General features: G+C 70.8%; 12 protein-coding genes. 10 read left to right on the top strand and 2 right to left on the bottom strand.

Going from position 1 to position 17,402, the window contains the following annotated elements; all coding sequences use genetic code 11:
• Window positions 1-93: 93 nt before the first annotated feature.
• Window positions 94-1,596 (bottom strand): heparinase II/III domain-containing protein, encoded by a 1,503-nt coding sequence (locus ACQ860_RS17210; RefSeq protein ID WP_431304562.1) that lies wholly within the window; start codon window positions 1,594-1,596, stop codon window positions 94-96.
• 157 nt (window positions 1,597-1,753) lie between these two features.
• Between ACQ860_RS17210 and ACQ860_RS17205 the strand changes: the two genes are divergently transcribed.
• Together ACQ860_RS17205 and ACQ860_RS17200 are read left to right on the top strand one after the other, a co-directional pair.
• Window positions 1,754-4,627: an SLBB domain-containing protein gene (locus ACQ860_RS17205; protein ID WP_431304561.1), complete on the top strand. Its 2,874-nt coding sequence runs from the start codon at window positions 1,754-1,756 to the stop codon at window positions 4,625-4,627.
• A 91-nt stretch (window positions 4,628-4,718) separates the two neighbouring features.
• Window positions 4,719-7,013 (top strand): YjbH domain-containing protein, encoded by a 2,295-nt coding sequence (locus ACQ860_RS17200; RefSeq protein ID WP_431304560.1) that lies wholly within the window; start codon window positions 4,719-4,721, stop codon window positions 7,011-7,013.
• Here the strand turns inward: ACQ860_RS17200 and ACQ860_RS17195 are convergent.
• Complete coding sequence (locus ACQ860_RS17195; protein WP_431304559.1) at window positions 7,010-7,798, bottom strand: cyclase family protein; 789 nt, start codon at window positions 7,796-7,798, stop codon at window positions 7,010-7,012. The genes ACQ860_RS17200 and ACQ860_RS17195 overlap by 4 nt on opposite strands.
• A gap of 100 nt (window positions 7,799-7,898) precedes the next feature.
• Here ACQ860_RS17195 and ACQ860_RS17190 point away from each other — a divergent pair, with 100 nt between their 5' ends.
• From ACQ860_RS17190 to gltX, 8 genes are all read left to right on the top strand, one after another.
• On the top strand, window positions 7,899-8,732 hold the full coding sequence (locus ACQ860_RS17190) for a MaoC/PaaZ C-terminal domain-containing protein (protein WP_431304558.1): 834 nt from the start codon (window positions 7,899-7,901) through the stop codon (window positions 8,730-8,732).
• 46 nt (window positions 8,733-8,778) lie between these two features.
• The gene (gene gorA / locus ACQ860_RS17185) at window positions 8,779-10,158 is read left to right on the top strand and encodes a glutathione-disulfide reductase (protein ID WP_431304557.1); all 1,380 of its coding nucleotides are present in this window, start codon (window positions 8,779-8,781) and stop codon (window positions 10,156-10,158) included.
• Between the two features lie 107 nt (window positions 10,159-10,265).
• Window positions 10,266-11,612 carry a class II 3-deoxy-7-phosphoheptulonate synthase gene (locus ACQ860_RS17180; RefSeq protein WP_431304556.1) on the top strand — a complete coding sequence of 449 codons (1,347 nt, stop codon included), beginning with the start codon at window positions 10,266-10,268 and terminating at the stop codon, window positions 11,610-11,612.
• Window positions 11,609-12,763: a nicotinate phosphoribosyltransferase gene (locus ACQ860_RS17175; protein WP_431304555.1), complete on the top strand. Its 1,155-nt coding sequence runs from the start codon at window positions 11,609-11,611 to the stop codon at window positions 12,761-12,763. Before ACQ860_RS17180 ends, ACQ860_RS17175 begins: the two co-directional genes overlap by 4 nt.
• Window positions 12,760-13,656 (top strand): DMT family transporter, encoded by an 897-nt coding sequence (locus ACQ860_RS17170; RefSeq protein WP_431304554.1) that lies wholly within the window; start codon window positions 12,760-12,762, stop codon window positions 13,654-13,656. Before ACQ860_RS17175 ends, ACQ860_RS17170 begins: the two co-directional genes overlap by 4 nt.
• Window positions 13,653-15,317, top strand: coding sequence for an NAD+ synthase (locus tag ACQ860_RS17165; protein WP_431304553.1), 1,665 nt, complete (start codon window positions 13,653-13,655; stop codon window positions 15,315-15,317). Before ACQ860_RS17170 ends, ACQ860_RS17165 begins: the two co-directional genes overlap by 4 nt.
• Complete coding sequence (locus ACQ860_RS17160) at window positions 15,314-15,712, top strand: hypothetical protein (protein ID WP_431304552.1); 399 nt, start codon at window positions 15,314-15,316, stop codon at window positions 15,710-15,712. Before ACQ860_RS17165 ends, ACQ860_RS17160 begins: the two co-directional genes overlap by 4 nt.
• A gap of 173 nt (window positions 15,713-15,885) precedes the next feature.
• Entirely contained in the window at window positions 15,886-17,214 is a 1,329-nt protein-coding gene (gene gltX / locus ACQ860_RS17155; protein ID WP_431304551.1) for a glutamate--tRNA ligase, read from the top strand.
• The last annotated feature ends 188 nt before the right edge of the window (window positions 17,215-17,402 follow it).

Below are 17,402 nucleotides of genomic sequence, written 5' to 3'. Positions count from 1 at the left end.
CAAACCTCCCTGAGCAATGCCTCCAGCGCCATCCTGGCCTCGTCTTGTACGGGCAGGATGGCGGTGGAATCACGAAAAATGCAACTTATGGCTTCATGAATAATGGATACGTGTCGTGATGCGGGAATTTGTTCCGGACAGGTGCGCTTCCAGCACCGGCAGCGGCGTGGCCGCGCCATAGGCGAGGCTTTCCAGGCCCTGGACCAGCCGCAGAGCCAGCGGCCCATCCGCCGCAATGGCCAGGCGAAGGCCCGCCCCGGTCACGCCCTCCGCCGTCAGCGTCCAGGCGCCCGGCATCAGGCGCCAGCGCAGCACCGCCGCCTGGAAGGGGCCGGAGACCTCATCCTCCACACGAAACCCGCCGGGTTCGGCGCGCACCACCCGCGCGTGGCGGCGGCCGCGATGGTCGCGCCACCAGCCGCCCTCCGGCAGGGCGCCGGTCTCGGGCCAGTGATGAAACAGGAAGGGGCCGAGGCGCGGCATCTGGTCCTCGCCGTCGAAGGCGATGGTGTTGTGCGCCGCCGCGCCCTGGAAACAGGGCAGCCAGGCGGGGTCTTCCGGGTTGTAGGCGCCGGTGCCGCCATCGCGCAGCAGGTTTTCCCCCTCGCGCCAGAGATCGAGATGCAGCAGGTCGGCATGGGCCGGGCGAAAGCGCAGCGGGCCCAGGCGGAGGATGGCGCGCAAGGGGCCGAAGCGGCGGCCGAGCAGCCCGCCCGCCTGCCAATCCGGCTCCGCCGCGAGAACGGATCGCGGCACCGCAAGGCCAAGGGCGGCGCAGCCGGGATCGGCGGGCCAGCCGGCCGACGCGCCGCAGAAGATCCGCGCCGCGCGCTCCAGGCTGGCGCGCGCATCTTCCGGCCCCGCGCCGGAGAGATCGGCCACATGCGAACCATCCTGGTGGCCGATCCGCGGCAGACGCCCCGTGATGGGGCAGGCCAGGCGGTGCAGCCAGCGCGTCGCCGCCGCCATGCGCGCCATCGTGAGCGGGGCGGCGGCGGGCCCGCCGGCCCGGCGGCGCAGCCATTCCGTGCAGGCCACCACGTCCAGCAGCATGCGATGATAGGCCGGGCTGAGTTGCGCGAAGCCGCCATCCTCGGCCACCAGCCGGGCGATCGCCGCATCCAGCCGTCGCGCGCCCCGCCGGGCGAGGCGCGCATCATGGAGCGCCAGACCGCAGGCCAGCAGGCCGCAGGCTTCGCTGACCGGGTGGTTGTTGTCCTGCGCCCAGGCATAGGCAGGGTTGGCGCCGATGCGCCGGGCCAGCGCCCGCAGTGCGGCTTCCGGCGGCGGCAGGCCCGCCAGCGCCACGGCCAGCGCCAGATGCAGCGCGCGCAAGGCGGCCTCCTGACCGCAGGCCCAGATCGCGCCCCGGTAGGGCGGGTGGGCGGCGAACCAGGCCGAGACCCAGCCAGGGATCGCCGCCCCCTCCCCGGCCAGGGCCATGCGCGGCAATTCGGCCCAGCGATTCGCCTCCCAGAGCGGCCGCACATCCGGCCCCGCCATGAGGTCCGCGCCTTCGGGCCGCAATCCGTCGCGCAGCCACCAGCGAACCCAGCCCCTGGCCCAGGGGCCGCGGCCGAGGAGCGCCCAGGCCACAGGTGCCGCCCCCAAACGGCGAGCGGCATCCCATTTCGCAATCCAGAGGCTTGACGAGGAGGGGAGGCTTCGCCGCATGGTTGCAAATAATGCACTTTATTGCTGCATAACTTAATCGCCGAGTGACATCCTTGCGCCAAAATGGGGAAACCGTTCGTTGAAGCATGCCCGCGTCCTGGCCCTCTGGACCTTGGCGCTGGCCTGGCCCGCCGCCGCGCAGAACGCGCCCTCCTCGCTGCTTGGCCCGCCCGCCCTGCCTTCCACCCTGCCCGGTGGCGCGCCGCTCCAGGCGTTGCCGCCCAGCGCGCAGCAGGACATCCTCCAGCGCCTGCTCGATGCCGGGGCGGGGCGGCCGCTGGGCAGCCAGAGCCCCACCGCGCCGCAGCCGGCCCCCTTCTCCAGCCTGGGCTTGCCGCCCCCCGCGCCGCCCGCGACGGAGGAGCCGCTCTCGCCCATCGAGCAGTTCTTCGAGAATCGGCGCCCGCAGCCCGCACCCCAGGCCGCGGCCAATCCGGCGGCGCGCATCCCCACGCCGCCCCAGCCGCTGCGGCAATTCGGCTATGACAGTTTCCGCACCAACCCGCCCGGCGTGCTGGCCGGCCAGGCCTTCGGCCAGCAGCTGAACCAGGCCTCCGGCGCCATCCCCGAGGATTACGTCATCGGCCGCGATGATGAGCTGGTGATCAGCTTCCGCGGCCGCGCCAGCCAGGACCTGACGCTGCGCGTCTCGCGCGAGGGGATGCTGCTGCTGCCCAACCTGCCCCCCATGCAGGCCGCCGACCGCACCCTGCGGGACCTGCGTGAGGAGCTGGGGCGCCGGGCCCAGCGCGAGCTGGCCGGCGCCGAGGTCTTCATCTCCGTCCGTCAGATGCGCCAGGTGACCATCTTCGTGGGCGGCGAGGTGCAGCGGCCGGGTGTCGTCGCCCTCTCGCCGCTCGCCAATGTGTTCGACGCGCTGGTGGCGGCGCAGGGCGTGCGCAAATCCGGCACGCTGCGCGCCATCCGCGTCGAGGGCCCGCGCGGCCGCCGCGTGCTCGACCTCTACCCCGTGCTGGCCGGCGAGGGCGAGCCGCCCGACCTGACCCTGCGCGAGGGCGAGCGCATCCTGGTGCCGCCCATCGGCGGCGTGGTGGCGCTGGGCGGCGAGGTCTCGCGCCCCGCCATCTACGAGTTGCCGCCGGGCAGCGGATCGGCGTCGCTCGGCACCATGCTGCGGCTCGCCGGCGATGCACTGCGCCCCTCGGGCAACCGTTTCCTGCTGGAAACCACCGATGGCGAGGGCCGCCGCGCCTTCCGCGAGATCGGGTTGCAATCGCCGCTCCGGCGCGGCGATCTGCTGCTGGTGGAGCCGGGGACGGATGTGCAGGCGCAGAATATCCGCCTGACGGGCCATGTGGCGCAGCCGCTGACGCGCGCTCTCGGCGGGCGCGGCGCCAGCCTGCGCGGGCTGCTCGGCGATGGCCGGATCGTCCGGCCCGACCCCTATGCGCGCATGGCCGTCATCCTGCGCACCGATGCGCGGACGCGCGGCCGCCGCTTCCAGCCCTTCGACCTCTCGGCGGTGCTGGCCGGGCGCGGCGATGTGCATCTGGCCGAGGGCGACGAGGTCATCATCCTCTCGCTGGCCGATGTGCTCTGGCTCTCCAGCCCCACCGTGCAATGGGCGCTGCTGGACGAGACGGAGCGCGGCCGGCTGAACGCGGCGCAGGCGCGCATCGCGCCCCAGGCCTCGCCGCCGCCGCAAGCCGCGAGCCTTCTGGCGGGGCTGCCGAGCATGGTGCCGGCCCCGGCCACCGGCATGCCGACGCCGCCCAATGCGGCGCCGGACCCTGCGCGCGGCCTGGATTGCCCGGCGCTGACTCAGCTCGAGATCGCGGCCCGCTCCTCGCCGCAGCGCTTCGCCCATGCGCGCATCGGCGGCTTCCGCCGGCTGGGCGAGACGCCCTGCCCGCAGGCCTTCCTCGACTATCCCGCGCTGCTCACCTTCCTGCTCGACAACGCGATGACGCTGACGGGCGAGGCGCGGCTGCCCGGCCTCTACCCCATCACCAACGGCACCGGGCTGGACCAGGTTCTGGCGGTGGCGGGCGGCCTGACCGACACGGCGGACCTCTCCTCCGTGGAGCTCACGCGCGAGCCCTCGGACCAGACCAGCGCCATCCCGCTGACGCGCACCCTGCTCGACCTGCGCAGCCGCAATTTCGCGGCCGTGCGCCTCTCGCCGCGCGACGGGGTGCGCATCCCGCGCGGCTTCGGCGATCGCGACAATGGCCCCGTCACGCTGATGGGCGAGTTCCTGCGGCCCGGCGTCTATGACATCCGGCGCGGCGAGCGCCTCTCGGAGGTCATCGCGCGCGCGGGCGGCCTCACGCCCCAGGCCTATCCCTATGGCGCGGTCTTCACGCGCGAGGCCGCGCGCTCCCGCCAGCAGGAGGGCTTCAACCGCACGGCGCGCGAGCTGGAAATGGGGCTGATGCAGGTGGCCGCCGGCACCGCCGTGGTGGGCAGCAGCGGGCGGGGCACCGATGTCTCGGGCGCCGTCGCGGCCGGGCAGCAGCTCGCCAACAGCCTGCGCACCATTCCCGCGGCCGGGCGCATGGTGGTGGAGGCCAATCCCGTGGTGCTGGCCGGGCGGCCGGAGCTGGATGTGCTGCTGGAACCGGGCGACCTGATCGTCATGCCCAAGCGGCCCAATGACGTGACGGTGGTGGGCGCGGTGCAGAACCCGGGCAGCCTGCAATTCCTCACCGGCTGGCGCGCCAGCGACTATGTGCGCGCGGCCGGCGGCACGCAGCGCTTCGCCGACCCCGCGCGCGCCTTCCTGGTGCTGCCCAACGGCACCTCGGTCCCTGCCGGGCTGGGCGCCTGGCAGCAGGGCGGGCCGCCGGTGCCGCCGGGCAGCCTGGTGATCGTTCCCAATGACCCCTCGCCCTTCGAATCCTGGGGATTTCTGCGGGACATGACGCAGATCGCGGGGCAGCTCGCCATCTCGGCGGCGGCCTTGGCCGTAATCTACCGCGGAGGGAATTAGTTGATGCCCTCAGGCGCGTCACGCCGCAGGCGTGCTGTCCGCACGACGCGCCGCAAGCGTGCTGTCCGCACGACGCGCGCGCTCAGCCCGCTTGGCTTCGCGCCGCCGCTGGCGCATTGACGTGACGGGCGGTCTGGGCGCGCCGGCCGCTCTGCGGCCGGATCTTGTGGGGGCAGCGGTCGTTCTGCTGGGGGTGCTGCTTGCCGGACCCGCCCGCGCCCTCGACGAGGTCCCCGCCACGGGCTCCAATTTCGGCCGCGTCGGCCTGCTGGAAATGCCCAATGCGCGCTTCCGCCCGGATGGCGTGATCGAGGGCGGCGGCGCCTGGCGGCGGCAGCGGGAATTCTATTTCGTCAACTTCCAGGCGCTCCCCTTCCTCGAGACCACCTTCCGCCTGAGCGAAAGGCTGAACGGCACGCTCGGCCGCGGCACGACGACCGACCGCGCCTTCGATCTCAAGCTGCGCGTCTGGGACGAAAATGCCTGGCGCCCCGCGCTCGCCATCGGCCTGCAGGATGTGATCGGCACCGGCATCTACCAGGGCGAATACATCGTCGCCTCCAAGCGCTTCTGGTCGCTCGACGCCACCATCGGCATGGGCTGGGGGCGCCTCTCCTCCGGGCAGGATGTGACGAACCCGCTGACCTATGGCCCGGCCGGCTTCGGCACGCGGCCGCGCAGCGTGGGCCAGGGCGGCACCGTCGCCTGGAACAGCCTGTTCCGCGGCCCCCATTCCGGCATCTTCGCGGGCCTGGAATATTCCGTCCCGCCGATCCCGACACCCTGGGGGCCGATCGAGGGGCTGCGCGCCAAGATCGAGTATTCGGCCGATGCGCTGCGCGACGAGCGCGGCGGCTATCCGGCTCGCACCACCAATCTGCGCGGCGAGGCGGCAAGCCGCGTCAATGTCGGGTTCAACTGGCAGCCCAACCCCTATCTCGATATCGGCGCATCCTTCCTCTACGGCACGGATTTCCTGATCCGCGCCTCGCTGCGCCTCGACCCCAATGCGCCGCCCGACCTGCCGCGCGAGCCGCCGCCGCCCATGCTGCCGCGCCCCGTGGAAGGCGCGCCCCTGCCCCCGCCCGAACCGCTGCGGGGCTGGCGCGAACGTCTGCTCGCCGCCTCGGCGGGCTTTGAGGGGCGCCTCCAGATGGGCCGCGACGACCGCGAGGGTGAGGCGACGGAGAACGCCGTCCTCGCGCGCCGACTCTTCCCCGCGCTCAGGGCGCAGAGCTTCCTGCCCATCTCGCTCGACCTGCGCGGCGAAGAGGCGCATATCGCGGTCTCGGGGGGGCAGTATCGCACGCTGGCGCAGGTCGCTTCCCGCGTGGTGCGTGCGGCGCAGCCCATCCTGCCCGCGCATATCGAGCGCATCCGCGTGATCTGGGAGCGCGACGGCGTGGTGATCGCGCGCCTGGTCACGCTGCGCGGCGCCTTCGAGGCGCAGGGCAGCGCCATGGGCAGCGCGGAGGAGATCCTCGCCACCTCGCAGCTCCTGCCCGCCTATGATGAGACCAGCGCCACCGCCGCCACGGCCGCGCCGCCGCGCCTCACCTGGGGCCTGGCACCCGCGCTCAACATCATGGTGGGCGACCCGGAGACGGCGGTGCGCTGGCAATTGGGCGCGACCGCCGGTGCCAGGCTCGACATCGGCTGGAACACCGCGATCGTGGGCGCGGTGCAGCAGGCCTTCGCGGGCAACCTCTCCGATGGCCTGCCGAGCGACAGCGTCCTGCCACATGTCCGCAGCGACTTCGCGCGCTATGCCCGCGCCGCCACCACCACCATTCCCGCCCTCTATGCCGAGCGCATCTGGACGCCGGCGCGGGACGTCTTCGCGCGCGTGACGGCCGGCATGCTGGAGCCGATGTTCGGCGGCGTCTCGGCCGAGGTGCTGTGGCGCCCGCGGGACCGATCCTTCGCCATCGGCCTCGACGTGAACTGGGTGGCGCAGCGGCAATACACGCAGAACATCGGCACGCTGGGCTATTCGGTGGTGACAGGCCAGGCCTCGCTCTACCTCGATCTGCCGGTGTGGAACCTCTACACCGTGCTGCGCGGCGGGCGGTATCTCGCGGGCGACTGGGGCGGCACGATCGAGATGGGGCGGCGCTTCGACAGCGGCATCGAGGTGGGCGGCTTCGCCACCTTCACCAATGTCAGCTATTCCCGCTTCGGCGAGGGCAGCTTCGACAAGGGCATCTATGTGCGCGTGCCCTTCGACTTCTTCGGCCTCACCACGCGCAACCGCGCCGCGCTGAACCTGCGCCCGGTGCAGCGCGACGGCGGACAGCGCCTCGCGGTGGACAGCCCGCTCTGGGAGGTGACGCGCGACGGGCGCGCCGATGCGCTGCGGCGCGGCTTCGTCGGCTTCGCGCGTTAATCGTCGAGAATAGCCACCGCCCGCGTCCAGCCCGCGCTGCCGCGATGCACCTTCACCGGGAAGCAGGCCACCATGAAGCCATGCGGCGGAAGCTGGTCGAGATTGGCGAGCTTCTCCAGGTGGCTGTAGCCGATCTCGCGCCCCGCGCGGTGGCCCTCCCAGATCAGCGAGGCATCGCCGGTCTCGGCCACACGGCGGCGGGTGTGGCTGAAGGGCGCATCCCAGGACCAGGCATCGGTTCCCACGACGCGCACGCCCTGCTCCAGCATCCAGAGCGTGGCGGCCTTGCCCATGCCGCAGCCGGTGTCGATGTAGTCGGCCTCGCCATAGCGCGCGGCGGCGGCGGTGTTCACCAGCACGATGTCGAGCGGCTTCAGCGTGTAGGCGATGCGATCCAGCTCGCGCTTCACGTCGTCCGGCGTGCAGACATGGCCATCGGGCTTGTCGCGGAAATCGAGCTTGACGCCCTGCGAGAAGCACCATTCGAGCGGCACCTCGTCAATCCGCCAGGAGGGTTCGCCGCCCGGCACCGTGCGCTCGTTCATGCGGGAGAAGTAATGGTAGGGCGCGTCCAGATGCGTGCCGTTATGCGTGCTGATCCGCACCTTCTCCATCGCGGCGTATTCGCCCTCCGGCAGGGCCGAGATGGGAACGCCCATGGTCTCCGCCATGGTGGGCGCGGTCATGTGGTGGTCCATGTAGTCGATCTCGGGCAGCATGTAGGGCGGGTCGCTCGCGATGCCGGCCTTGAGCGCGACGGAGAGGTCGATGAAGCGACGGGCCATGGGTGTTTCCTCCTGAGTTGCGGCGCAGGCTAGGGGCGGCGCGCCAAGGCTGACAACCGGGCGGGGGCCTGGCTAAGCTCATCCAGCCAGGGAGCCCCGCATGACCCGCCTCGCCCGCATCATCCGCCATGTGCCCGACGCGCGGGCCAGTGCCGATTTCTACGCCCGCGCCTTCGGCCTCACCGAGAAGCTGGCGCTCGGCGAGGACTACATCGCCATGGAGACGGGCGAGACGGTGCTGGGCTTCGCCCGCCAGGGCTTTTTCGAGCGCGAGACCGGGCTGCACCTGCCCTCCTCGCATGGCGAGAGCGCGCAGGAGATCGCCTTCGAGGTGCCGGATGTGGCCGCCGCGCATGCCCGCGCGATGAGGGAGGGTTGCGCGGAGGTGCTGGCGCCGGTGGACAAGCCCTGGGGCCAGACACTTTCCTACGTGCGGGACCTGGACGGCGCACTGGTGCAACTCGGCTCGCCCATCGGCGCGCTGGCCGCGCCGCTCTACCTGGACGATCTGGCACCCGGGCAGGTCTTCCGCGCGGGGCCGGTGACGGTGACGGCGCCGGAGATCATGGATTACGCCGCGCGGTACGACCCGCAGCCCTTCCACACCGACCCGGTGGCGGCGGCCGAGCATCCGCTGTTCCGGGGCCTGGCCGCCAGCGGCTGGCACACGGCGGCACTCACCATGCGGATGGTGGTGCGCGCCATCGGGCACCTGGCGGGCGGGATCGTGGGCGCCGGCGGTGAGCTGCAATGGCCCCGGCCGGTACGCCCGGGCGATGAGCTGCGCGTGGAGATCGAGATGCTGGAGGTGACGCCCTCCCGCTCGCGGCCGGATCGCGGCTCGGCGGTGGTGCGGATCACCACGCTGAACCAGGCGGGCGAGGCGGTGCAGGTCTTCACGCCACGCATGGTGGTGCCCCGCCGCCCTTCCTGAGCGCGCGGCGAGCGCCTATGTGACGGCCAGCTTGAAAGGGTGTTCCATGGCGTATGATTTCGATCTCTTCGTGATCGGCGGCGGTTCGGGCGGCGTGCGGATGGCCCGCATCTCGGCCGGGCATGGCGCGCGCGTGGGGGTGGCGGAAGAGCGCTTCTGGGGCGGCACCTGCGTCAATGTCGGCTGCGTGCCGAAGAAGATCATGGTCAACGCCGCCGAATACGGCCTCTGGGCCGAGGACGCCGCCGCCTTCGGCTGGAACATCGAGAATCACGGCCATGACTGGGCGAAGCTCGCCGCCGCGCGCGACTCCGAGGTGACGCGGCTCTCCTCCATCTACGGCAAGCTGCTGGCCGGCGCGGGCGTCACCACCTTCGACGCGCGGGCCACCTTCCTGGACGCGCATACGCTCGATGTGGGCGGAAAGCGCGTCACCGCCGAGCGCATCGTGGTGGCGACGGGCGGGCGGATCACAAAACTCGACATTCCGGGCGCGGAGCTGGGTCTCGTCTCGGATGATCTCTTCACGCTGAAGGCGCTGCCGAAGCGCGTGGCGGTGATCGGCGGCGGCTATATCGGGCTGGAATTCGCGGGGCTGCTGCGTGGCCTGGGGGCGGAGGTGGAGGTATTCTACCGCGCCGAACTGCCGCTGCGCGGCTTCGATGGCGACCTGCGGACCGCGGTGGTGGAGGCGATGGAGGCGCAGGGCATCGCCATGAGTGCCGGCGTGCTGCCGACCCGCATCGCAAAGCTGGAGGACCACCTGCTCGTCTCGCTCACCAACAACGGCATGCGCGAGGTGGATGCGGTCTTCTTCTGCACCGGCCGCGCCCCCAACACGCCGGGCCTGGGGCTGGAGCACGCGGGCGTCATCACCGGCGCGGATGGCGTGATCCCGGTGGACGCCGACCACGCGACCAACATCCCGCACATCTACGCGATCGGCGACGTGACGGACCGCGTGAACCTGACGCCGATGGCGACCGCCGTCGGCCATGCGCTGGCCGACACGCTCTTCGGCAACAAGCCGCGCCGGGCGAGCTACGAGAACGTGCCGAGCGCGGTCTTCACCTCGCCGCCCATCGGCACGGTGGGCCTCTCGGAGGAGCAGGCGGCGCAGCACGGGCCGGTGGACATCTACCTCACGCGCTTCACGCCGATGCGCCACACCATCAGCGGGCGGCCGGGCCGCAAGACCCTGATGAAGCTGGTGGTGGACCAGAAGACGCAGCGCATCCTGGGCGCCCATATGCTGGGCGAGGATGCGGCGGAGATCATGCAGGGCATCGGCATCGCCGTCGTGATGGGCGCGACGAAGCAGGATTTCGACCGCACCATCGGCATCCATCCGACGGCGGCGGAGGAGTTCGTGACGCTGCGGACCCGCACGCGGGAGGCCGGTGTGGCGGCCGCCGCGGCCGAATAGCGGCGCCGGTAGCCTTTCTCGGCCGGCTGATTTAGGCTGGCCCGAACACGATTTTTTGGGAGTTCGCAGCCATGGCGCGTGACTGGCGCCCCTCTTCCTGGCGGCAAATGCCGATCCGGCAGGTGCCGGAATATCTCGATCCCGCGGCGCTGGCCGCGATGGAAGCCAAGGTCGCGAGCTTTCCCCCGCTGGTTTTTGCAGGCGAGTGCGAGCGACTGAAGTCGGCACTCGCCGAAGCCGCCGAAGGCCGGGCCTTTGTCCTCCAGGGGGGCGATTGCGCCGAAAGCTTCGCGGATTTCAACGCGAACACCATCCGCGACACCTTCAAGGTGCTGCTGCAGATGGCCGTGGTGCTGACCTTCGGCGCCGGCATGCCGGTGGTGAAGCTGGGCCGCATGGCGGGCCAGTTCGCCAAGCCGCGCAGCAGCGATGTGGAGAAGCTGGGCGACGTCACGCTCCCCTCCTATCGCGGGGACATCATCAATGGCGCGGAATTCACCTCCGAGGCGCGGGTGCCCGATCCGAAGCGGATGGAATTCGCCTATCTGCAATCGGCCGCCACGCTGAACCTGCTGCGCGCCTTCGCCACCGGCGGCTTCGCCGACCTGCACCAGGTGCATCGCTGGAACCTCGATTTCGTGGCGCGCAGCCCGCTCGCCGCGCAATATGAGGGCCTGGCCACCCGCATTGATGAGACGCTGCGCTTCATGGCCGCCTGCGGCATGAACAGCGACAATGCGCCGCAGATCCGCGAGACGGCCTTCTACACCAGCCATGAATCGCTGCTGCTGCCCTATGAGGAGGCGCTGACGCGCGAGAGCAGCACGCATCTGCGCACCTATGCCTGCTCGGCCCATTTCCTCTGGATCGGCGACCGCACACGGCAGCCGGATGGCGCGCATGTGGAGTTCCTGCGCGGCGTGGCCAACCCGATCGGCATGAAGGTCGGCCCCAGCATGGAGGCGGGCGAGCTTCTGCGCCTGACCGAGATCCTGAACCCCGCCAACGAGGCAGGGCGCCTCACGCTCATCGCCCGCATGGGGGCCGACAAGGTGGAGGCGAAGCTGGCGCCCCTGGTGCGGGCCGTGACCGAGGCAGGGCGCAAGGTGGTCTGGCTGAGCGACCCGATGCACGGCAACACCACGACCCAGGGCGGCTACAAGACCCGCAACTTCGACGCCATCCTCAACGAGGTGAAGGGCTTTTTCGACGTGATGTCGGCCGAGGGCGCACTCGCCGGCGGCGTGCATGTCGAGATGACGGGCCGCAATGTCACGGAATGCACGGGCGGCGCGCGCAAGCTGACGGCGGCCGACCTCGCGGAGAACTACGCCACCTTCTGCGACCCGCGGCTGAATGCCGAGCAGTCGCTGGAACTGGCCTTCCTCATCGCGGAGGAGCTGAAGGCGCATCGCGCGCGTCCGGAACGCGAGCTGGTCCGCGCCGCGCAATGAGCGAGAGATCCCCGCTGGACCGTGAGATCACGGCCCGGACGGACAGCTACTTCAACCGCACGCGCCGCATCGTCGAGACCTTCGGCGATGTGCACGTGACCTATGCGGTCTTCCTCCGCCGCCCCGTCATCTCCGCCCCGCGGCTGGCCGTGCAATGGCTGGAGCGCGTGGCGCGGGAGCGCGGCACGCCCTTCGAGATCGAGGTGAAATACCCGGAAGGGGCCTGGGTCGGCGCGGGCGATCCGCTGCTTTATCTCAGCGGCTCCTTCGCGGCGCTCGCTGATCTCGAGACGCTCTACCTGCAGCGACTGGGGCCGGCCTGTGTGGCCGCGCACAACGCCTACCAGATGAGCCTGGAGATGCCGAAGGCGGCCTTCCTGGCCATGGAGGCGCGGCACTGCGCCGGCTTCGAGATGCAGGAGATGATGGCCTATGCGGCCTCGGTCGGCAGCGCGGCGGCGCGCCTCGAAGGCGCCACGGGCTTCGTCGGCACCGCGACCGACGCCACCGCCCATTGGTTCGGCGAGGCGGCGGGGCGCGGCACCATGCCGCATGCGCTGATCGGCTATGCCGGCTCCACGCTGCGCGCCGCCGAGATGTTCCACGAGACCTATCCGAATGACGGGCTGACCGTGCTCGTGGATTATTTCGGCCAGGAGGTGACGGATGCGCTGACCGTCTGCCACCGCTTCGCCGATCTCGCCGCCGCCGGACGCATGGCCGTGCGCCTCGACACGCATGGCGGCCGCTTCCTGGAAGGGCTGGACCCGGCCGAGAGCTACGCCGTGCTGGAGCGCCACGCGCCGCAGGCGATCCGCCGTTATCGCAGCGATTCCGAGCTGCGCCACCTGGTCGGCACCGGGGTTTCCGCCGCCGCCATCTGGCGCGTGCGCGAGGCGCTGGACGCGGCGGGTTTCGACAAGGTGCGCATCGTCGCCTCCTCCGGCTTCAGCGTGGGCAAGTGCCGCGTGATGAACGAGGCGCATGCGCCGGTGGATGTTGTGGGCACGGGCAGCTTCATCCCCGACATCTGGAGCGAGACCTACGCGACCGCCGACATCGTCGAATATGACGGCACGCCGCGGGTGAAGCTCGGGCGCGAATTCCTGCTGCGGCAGGAGGGGCGGCGGCGGAACGGGCAGCAGGGTTGAGCGAGCGCCGCATCGGGCTGCTCTGCGCCTTCGGCGTCCTCTTCATCTGGACCGGCTTTCAGCTGATGTCCCGCTTCCTGGCGACGCAATCCGTCACCGCCTGGGACATCGCGGCGCTGCGCTATGCCGGCGCCTTCCTCACCGCCCTGCCCTTCCTGCTCTGGCGCGGGCCGCCGCGCATCCCGCTGGCCCAGGCGCTGGCGCTGACGGCGACGGCGGGCTTCGGCTTCTCGCTCGGCGCCTATGGCGGCTTCCAGTTCGCGCCCGCGGCGCATGGCGGGGTGATCATGGCCGGGCTGCTGCCTTTCCTGATCGCAGCCGCCTGGTGGATCACCTTCGGCGAGGCCTGGGGGCTTCGGCGCGTGATCTCGCTCCTGCTGGTCGCGCTCGGCATCCTGCTGCTGGGGCGGGACACTTTCGGCGGGCATCCGGGCGCCTGGCGGGGGGATCTGCTCTTCGTCTTCGCCGTGCTGTGCTGGGCGGCCTATACTTGGCTGATCCGGAAATGGCGGATCGGCGCGCTGGACGCGACGCTGGCGGTCGCCCTCTACGCCGCGCCGTTCTTCCTCCCCGTCTGGTGGTTCTGGCTGCCCTCGCGGCTCGAGGCTGTGTCGCTCGGCATGGAAATCTTCCAGATGGCCTGGCATGGGGCGCTCTCCGTCATGCTGGCGGGCTTCCTCTTCACCCGGGCCGTGGTGCTGCTGGGCGGGCCGCAGACCTCGGCCATCACGGCGGCGGTGCCGGCGATGGTGGCGCTCGGCGGCTGGCTCTTCCTGGGCGAGACGCTGGGCCTGGCCGGCTGGGCGGGGGTGCTGCTGGTGACGGGCGGCATGGTGGCCAGCGTCCTGCCCGCGTTGACCCTGCGTCCCCGCGCGCCTACTTCCACGGGATGACGAACCGCCTCCGCATCGCCCTCGCGCAGATGAACCCGCATGAGGGGGAGTTGCGCGCCAATGCCGCGAAAATCCGGGCGCTCCGCGCCGAGGCGGCCGCCCTGGGCGCTGACCTGCTGGTGACGCCCGAATTCAGCATCGCCGGCTACCCGCCCGAGGATTTGGTGCTGAAGCCCGCCTTCCAGGCGATGTGCGATGCCGAAATCGCGGCCCTGGCCGCCGAGACCGCCGATGGCGGGCCGGGCCTGATCGTGGGTGGGCCCTGGCTGGAGGGCGGCAAGCTCTACAACGCGGCCTTCCTGCTGGATGGCGGGAAGATCGTGGCCCGGCGCGCCAAGCATGAGCTGCCGAACTACGGCGTCTTTGACGACAAGCGTGTTTTCGATGCGGGGCCCGCCCCCGGGCCGGTGGTGTTCCGGGGCCTGCGCCTGGGGCTGATGATCTGCGAGGATTGGTGGTTCCCCGCCGTCTCCGAGACGCTGAGCGAGAGCGGCGCCGAGATCCTGCTCTCCATCAACGGCTCGCCCTTCGAGGTGGAAAAGGCCGAGGCGCGCATTGATCTCGCCGTGGCCCGCGTGGTGGAGACGGGGCTGCCCTTCGTCTTCCTCAACCAGAATTGCGGGCAGGATGAGCTGGTCTTCGACGGCGCCAGCTTCGTGCTGAACGCCGACCGCAAGCTCGCGGTGCGCGCGCCATCCTTCGCCGAGACGCTGATCCTCACCGAATGGGAAAAGCCCGGCGATGTCTGGGTCTGCGCGCAGCAGGAACTGGCGAAGCCGCTGAGCCGCTCGTCGCAGATCTATCACGCGATGATGCTGGGCCTGCGCGACTATGTGGAGAAGAACCGCTTCCCGGGCATCGTGCTGGGGCTTTCGGGTGGCATCGACTCCGCCATCTCGGCCGCCGTCGCCGCCGATGCGCTGGGGCCCGAGCGCGTGCGCGCCGTGATGATGCCCTCGCCCTATACCAGCCAGGAGAGCCTGGAGGATGCCGCCGAATGCGCGCGGCTGCTGGGCATCCACTACGACACCATCCCGATCGGCCCGGCCATGGCGGCCTATGAGGCGATGCTGGCGCCGGCCTTCGGCAATCGCGTGCCGGACATCACGGAGGAGAACCTGCAGTCGCGCATCCGTGGCGTCACGCTGATGGCGCTGTCGAACAAGTTCGGCAACATGCTGCTGACCACCGGCAACAAGAGCGAGATGAGCACCGGCTACGCCACCATCTATGGCGACATGTGCGGCGGCTATTCCGTGCTGAAGGATGTCTACAAGACCGACGTCTTCGAGGTCTGCCGCTGGCGCAACGCGAATACGCCGCTGGGCGCGCTCGGCCCCGATGGGGCGGTGATGCCCGAGCGCGTGATCACCAAGCCGCCTTCGGCCGAGCTGAAGCCAGACCAGAAGGACCAGGACACGCTGCCGCCCTATGAGGTGCTGGACGCAATCCTGAACGGGCTGGTTGAGCGCGAGTTGAGCGTGGATGATCTGGTCGCGCAGGGCTTCGAGCGCGCCTTGATCCTGCGGGTGTGGCGCATGCTGGACCGCGCGGAATACAAGCGCCGCCAGGCGCCGCCGGGCGTAAAGATCGGCCAGCGCGCCTTCGGGCGGGACCGCCGCTATCCCATCACCAACGGCTTCACCGGGCTGGTCTCGTGACCGAGAACCCGCTGGCCGCCCCCGAGGGGCTGGAGGTTCGCATCCGCGACCTCTCCGACCCGGAGGGGGAGGATTCGGTGGAGGTGGTGCGCGGCTTTATCTCGCTGGCCCACGCCAATGAATTCGCCAAGCGCTATGTGCGGGACAGCGTGGAGCGCTGCCGCGTGCCGCGCGCGACGGCGGCGGAGGTGACGGCCGCCTGGTTCGCCTTCGGCGAGGATGCCGGGGTGTCGGGCCTGGGCGAGGACCACCAGGGCGAGGTGTGGCAAAGCGCCAATGACCTGCCCGCCTTCGCCGCGGCACCGCCGCGCGACCGCGAGGCGCTGAACTGGCGCATGCTCGACCCGCGGCGGATGGAAGAGGATGAGGATGACGGGGAGGGTGAGGAGGAGTGATGCGCGCCCCTCGGGCCCGGGCCCTCTCCCACGGCCCTGACCTCCCCGATCTTTCCCGCGCCTTGAGAATCCGGCCGCACGGCGGCCGGCGCGCCCAGACCGACCTTTTCACCCGCGCGCCCCTGGCGGCGCGAAGCCAAGCGCGCGAAGCGCGCGCCTGAGGGCCTAGAATCATGTCCATCAAGCTTCGTTTTGCGCCCTCCCCCACCGGGCATCTTCATGTCGGCAATGCGCGCATCGCGCTCGCCAATTGGCTCTTCGCCCGCAAGATGGGCGGCGAGCTGGTGCTGCGCCTGGATGACACGGATACCGGCCGCAGCAAGCCGGAGTTCGTGACCGCCATCGAGGAAGATCTGCGCTGGCTCGGCCTGGAATGGGACAGCATGTTCCGCCAGACCGACCGGCTGGACGCCTATGCCGCCGCCGCCGAGCGGCTGAAGAAGAGCGGCCATCTCTACCCCTGCTTCGAGAGCGAGGAGGAGCTGGCCTATAAGCGCGAGCAGCGGCTGCGCCAGGGCCGCCCGCCGCTCTATGACCGCGCCGCGCTGAAGATGACCGAGGAGCAGTACGCCCGGGCGCTGGAGAACGGGAAGAAGCCCTATTGGCGCTTCAAGCTTTCGGGCGCGAACATCACCTGGGTGGATGGCGTGCTGGGCCCCCGCGCGGTGAAGCTCTCCGCCATCAGCGACCCCGTGCTGGTGCGCGCCGATGGCTCGCCGCTCTACACCTTCACCTCCGTGGTGGATGACCTCGAGACGGGTGTGACGCATGTCATCCGTGGCGAGGACCACGTGACCAACACGGGCGTGCAGCTCGACATCTGGCTGGCGCTGGGCGGGCGGAGCGATGCCCTGCATTTCGCGCATCTGCCGCTGCTGACCGATGCGGATGGCGGGCCGCTCTCCAAGCGCATCGGCTCGCTCTCGCTGCGGCAGCTGCGGCGGGATGGCGTGGAGGCGGCCTCGATCACGGGGTATCTGGCGGCGCTGGGCACCTCGCAGGACCCGGTGCCGGGCATGCCGGCGCAATTGCTCCCCAGCTTTGATCTGATGAGTGTCTCCCATTCCTCGCCGCGCTTCGATCCGCGGCAGATGCTGGCGCTGAACCGCAAGCTGCTGCACGGCATGTCCTTCGAGCAGGCACGGCCGCGCCTGCCCGAGGGCGCCGATGCCGGCTTCTGGGAAGCGGTGCGCGAGAACCTGGACCGCCTGCCCGAGGTGAAGCACTGGTGGGACGTGGTCCACGGCCACATCGCGCCCGTCGAGCAGCCGGCCGAGGCTGAGTTCCTCGCCACGGCACTCAGCCTCCTGCCGCCCGAGCCTTATGACGCCGCCACCTGGCCCGCCTGGACCGAGGCGATCAAGGCCGCGACCGGCCGCAAGGGCAAGGCGCTCTTCATGCCGCTGCGCCTCGCCCTGACCGGCGAGGATCACGGGCCGGACCTCAAGGCCCTGCTGCCCCTGATCGGACGCGAGCGGGCCTTGCAGCGCCTGCGCGCCTGACAGGCGGCATCGGGCCGGACGGGGCGGCAGACGGGCACCTGCGCCCGGCACAACGGGTTCTCCCGGCGCACCAACGGAACCGGCGTCTATCGCCTCTACGGCGTGGGCGTGGTGGCCGGTGTGGGCACCGAAATCCGCCATGTGGTGACTGAGCAGCAGATGGCGTCCTTCAGCGGTTTCCGGCAGGT

Source organism: Sediminicoccus sp. BL-A-41-H5 (genome assembly GCF_050632405.1).
Lineage (GTDB): Bacteria > Pseudomonadota > Alphaproteobacteria > Acetobacterales > Acetobacteraceae > Roseococcus.
The sequence above is the reverse complement of the archived record's forward strand: the minus strand, read 5'-3'. Positions and strand labels throughout refer to the sequence as shown.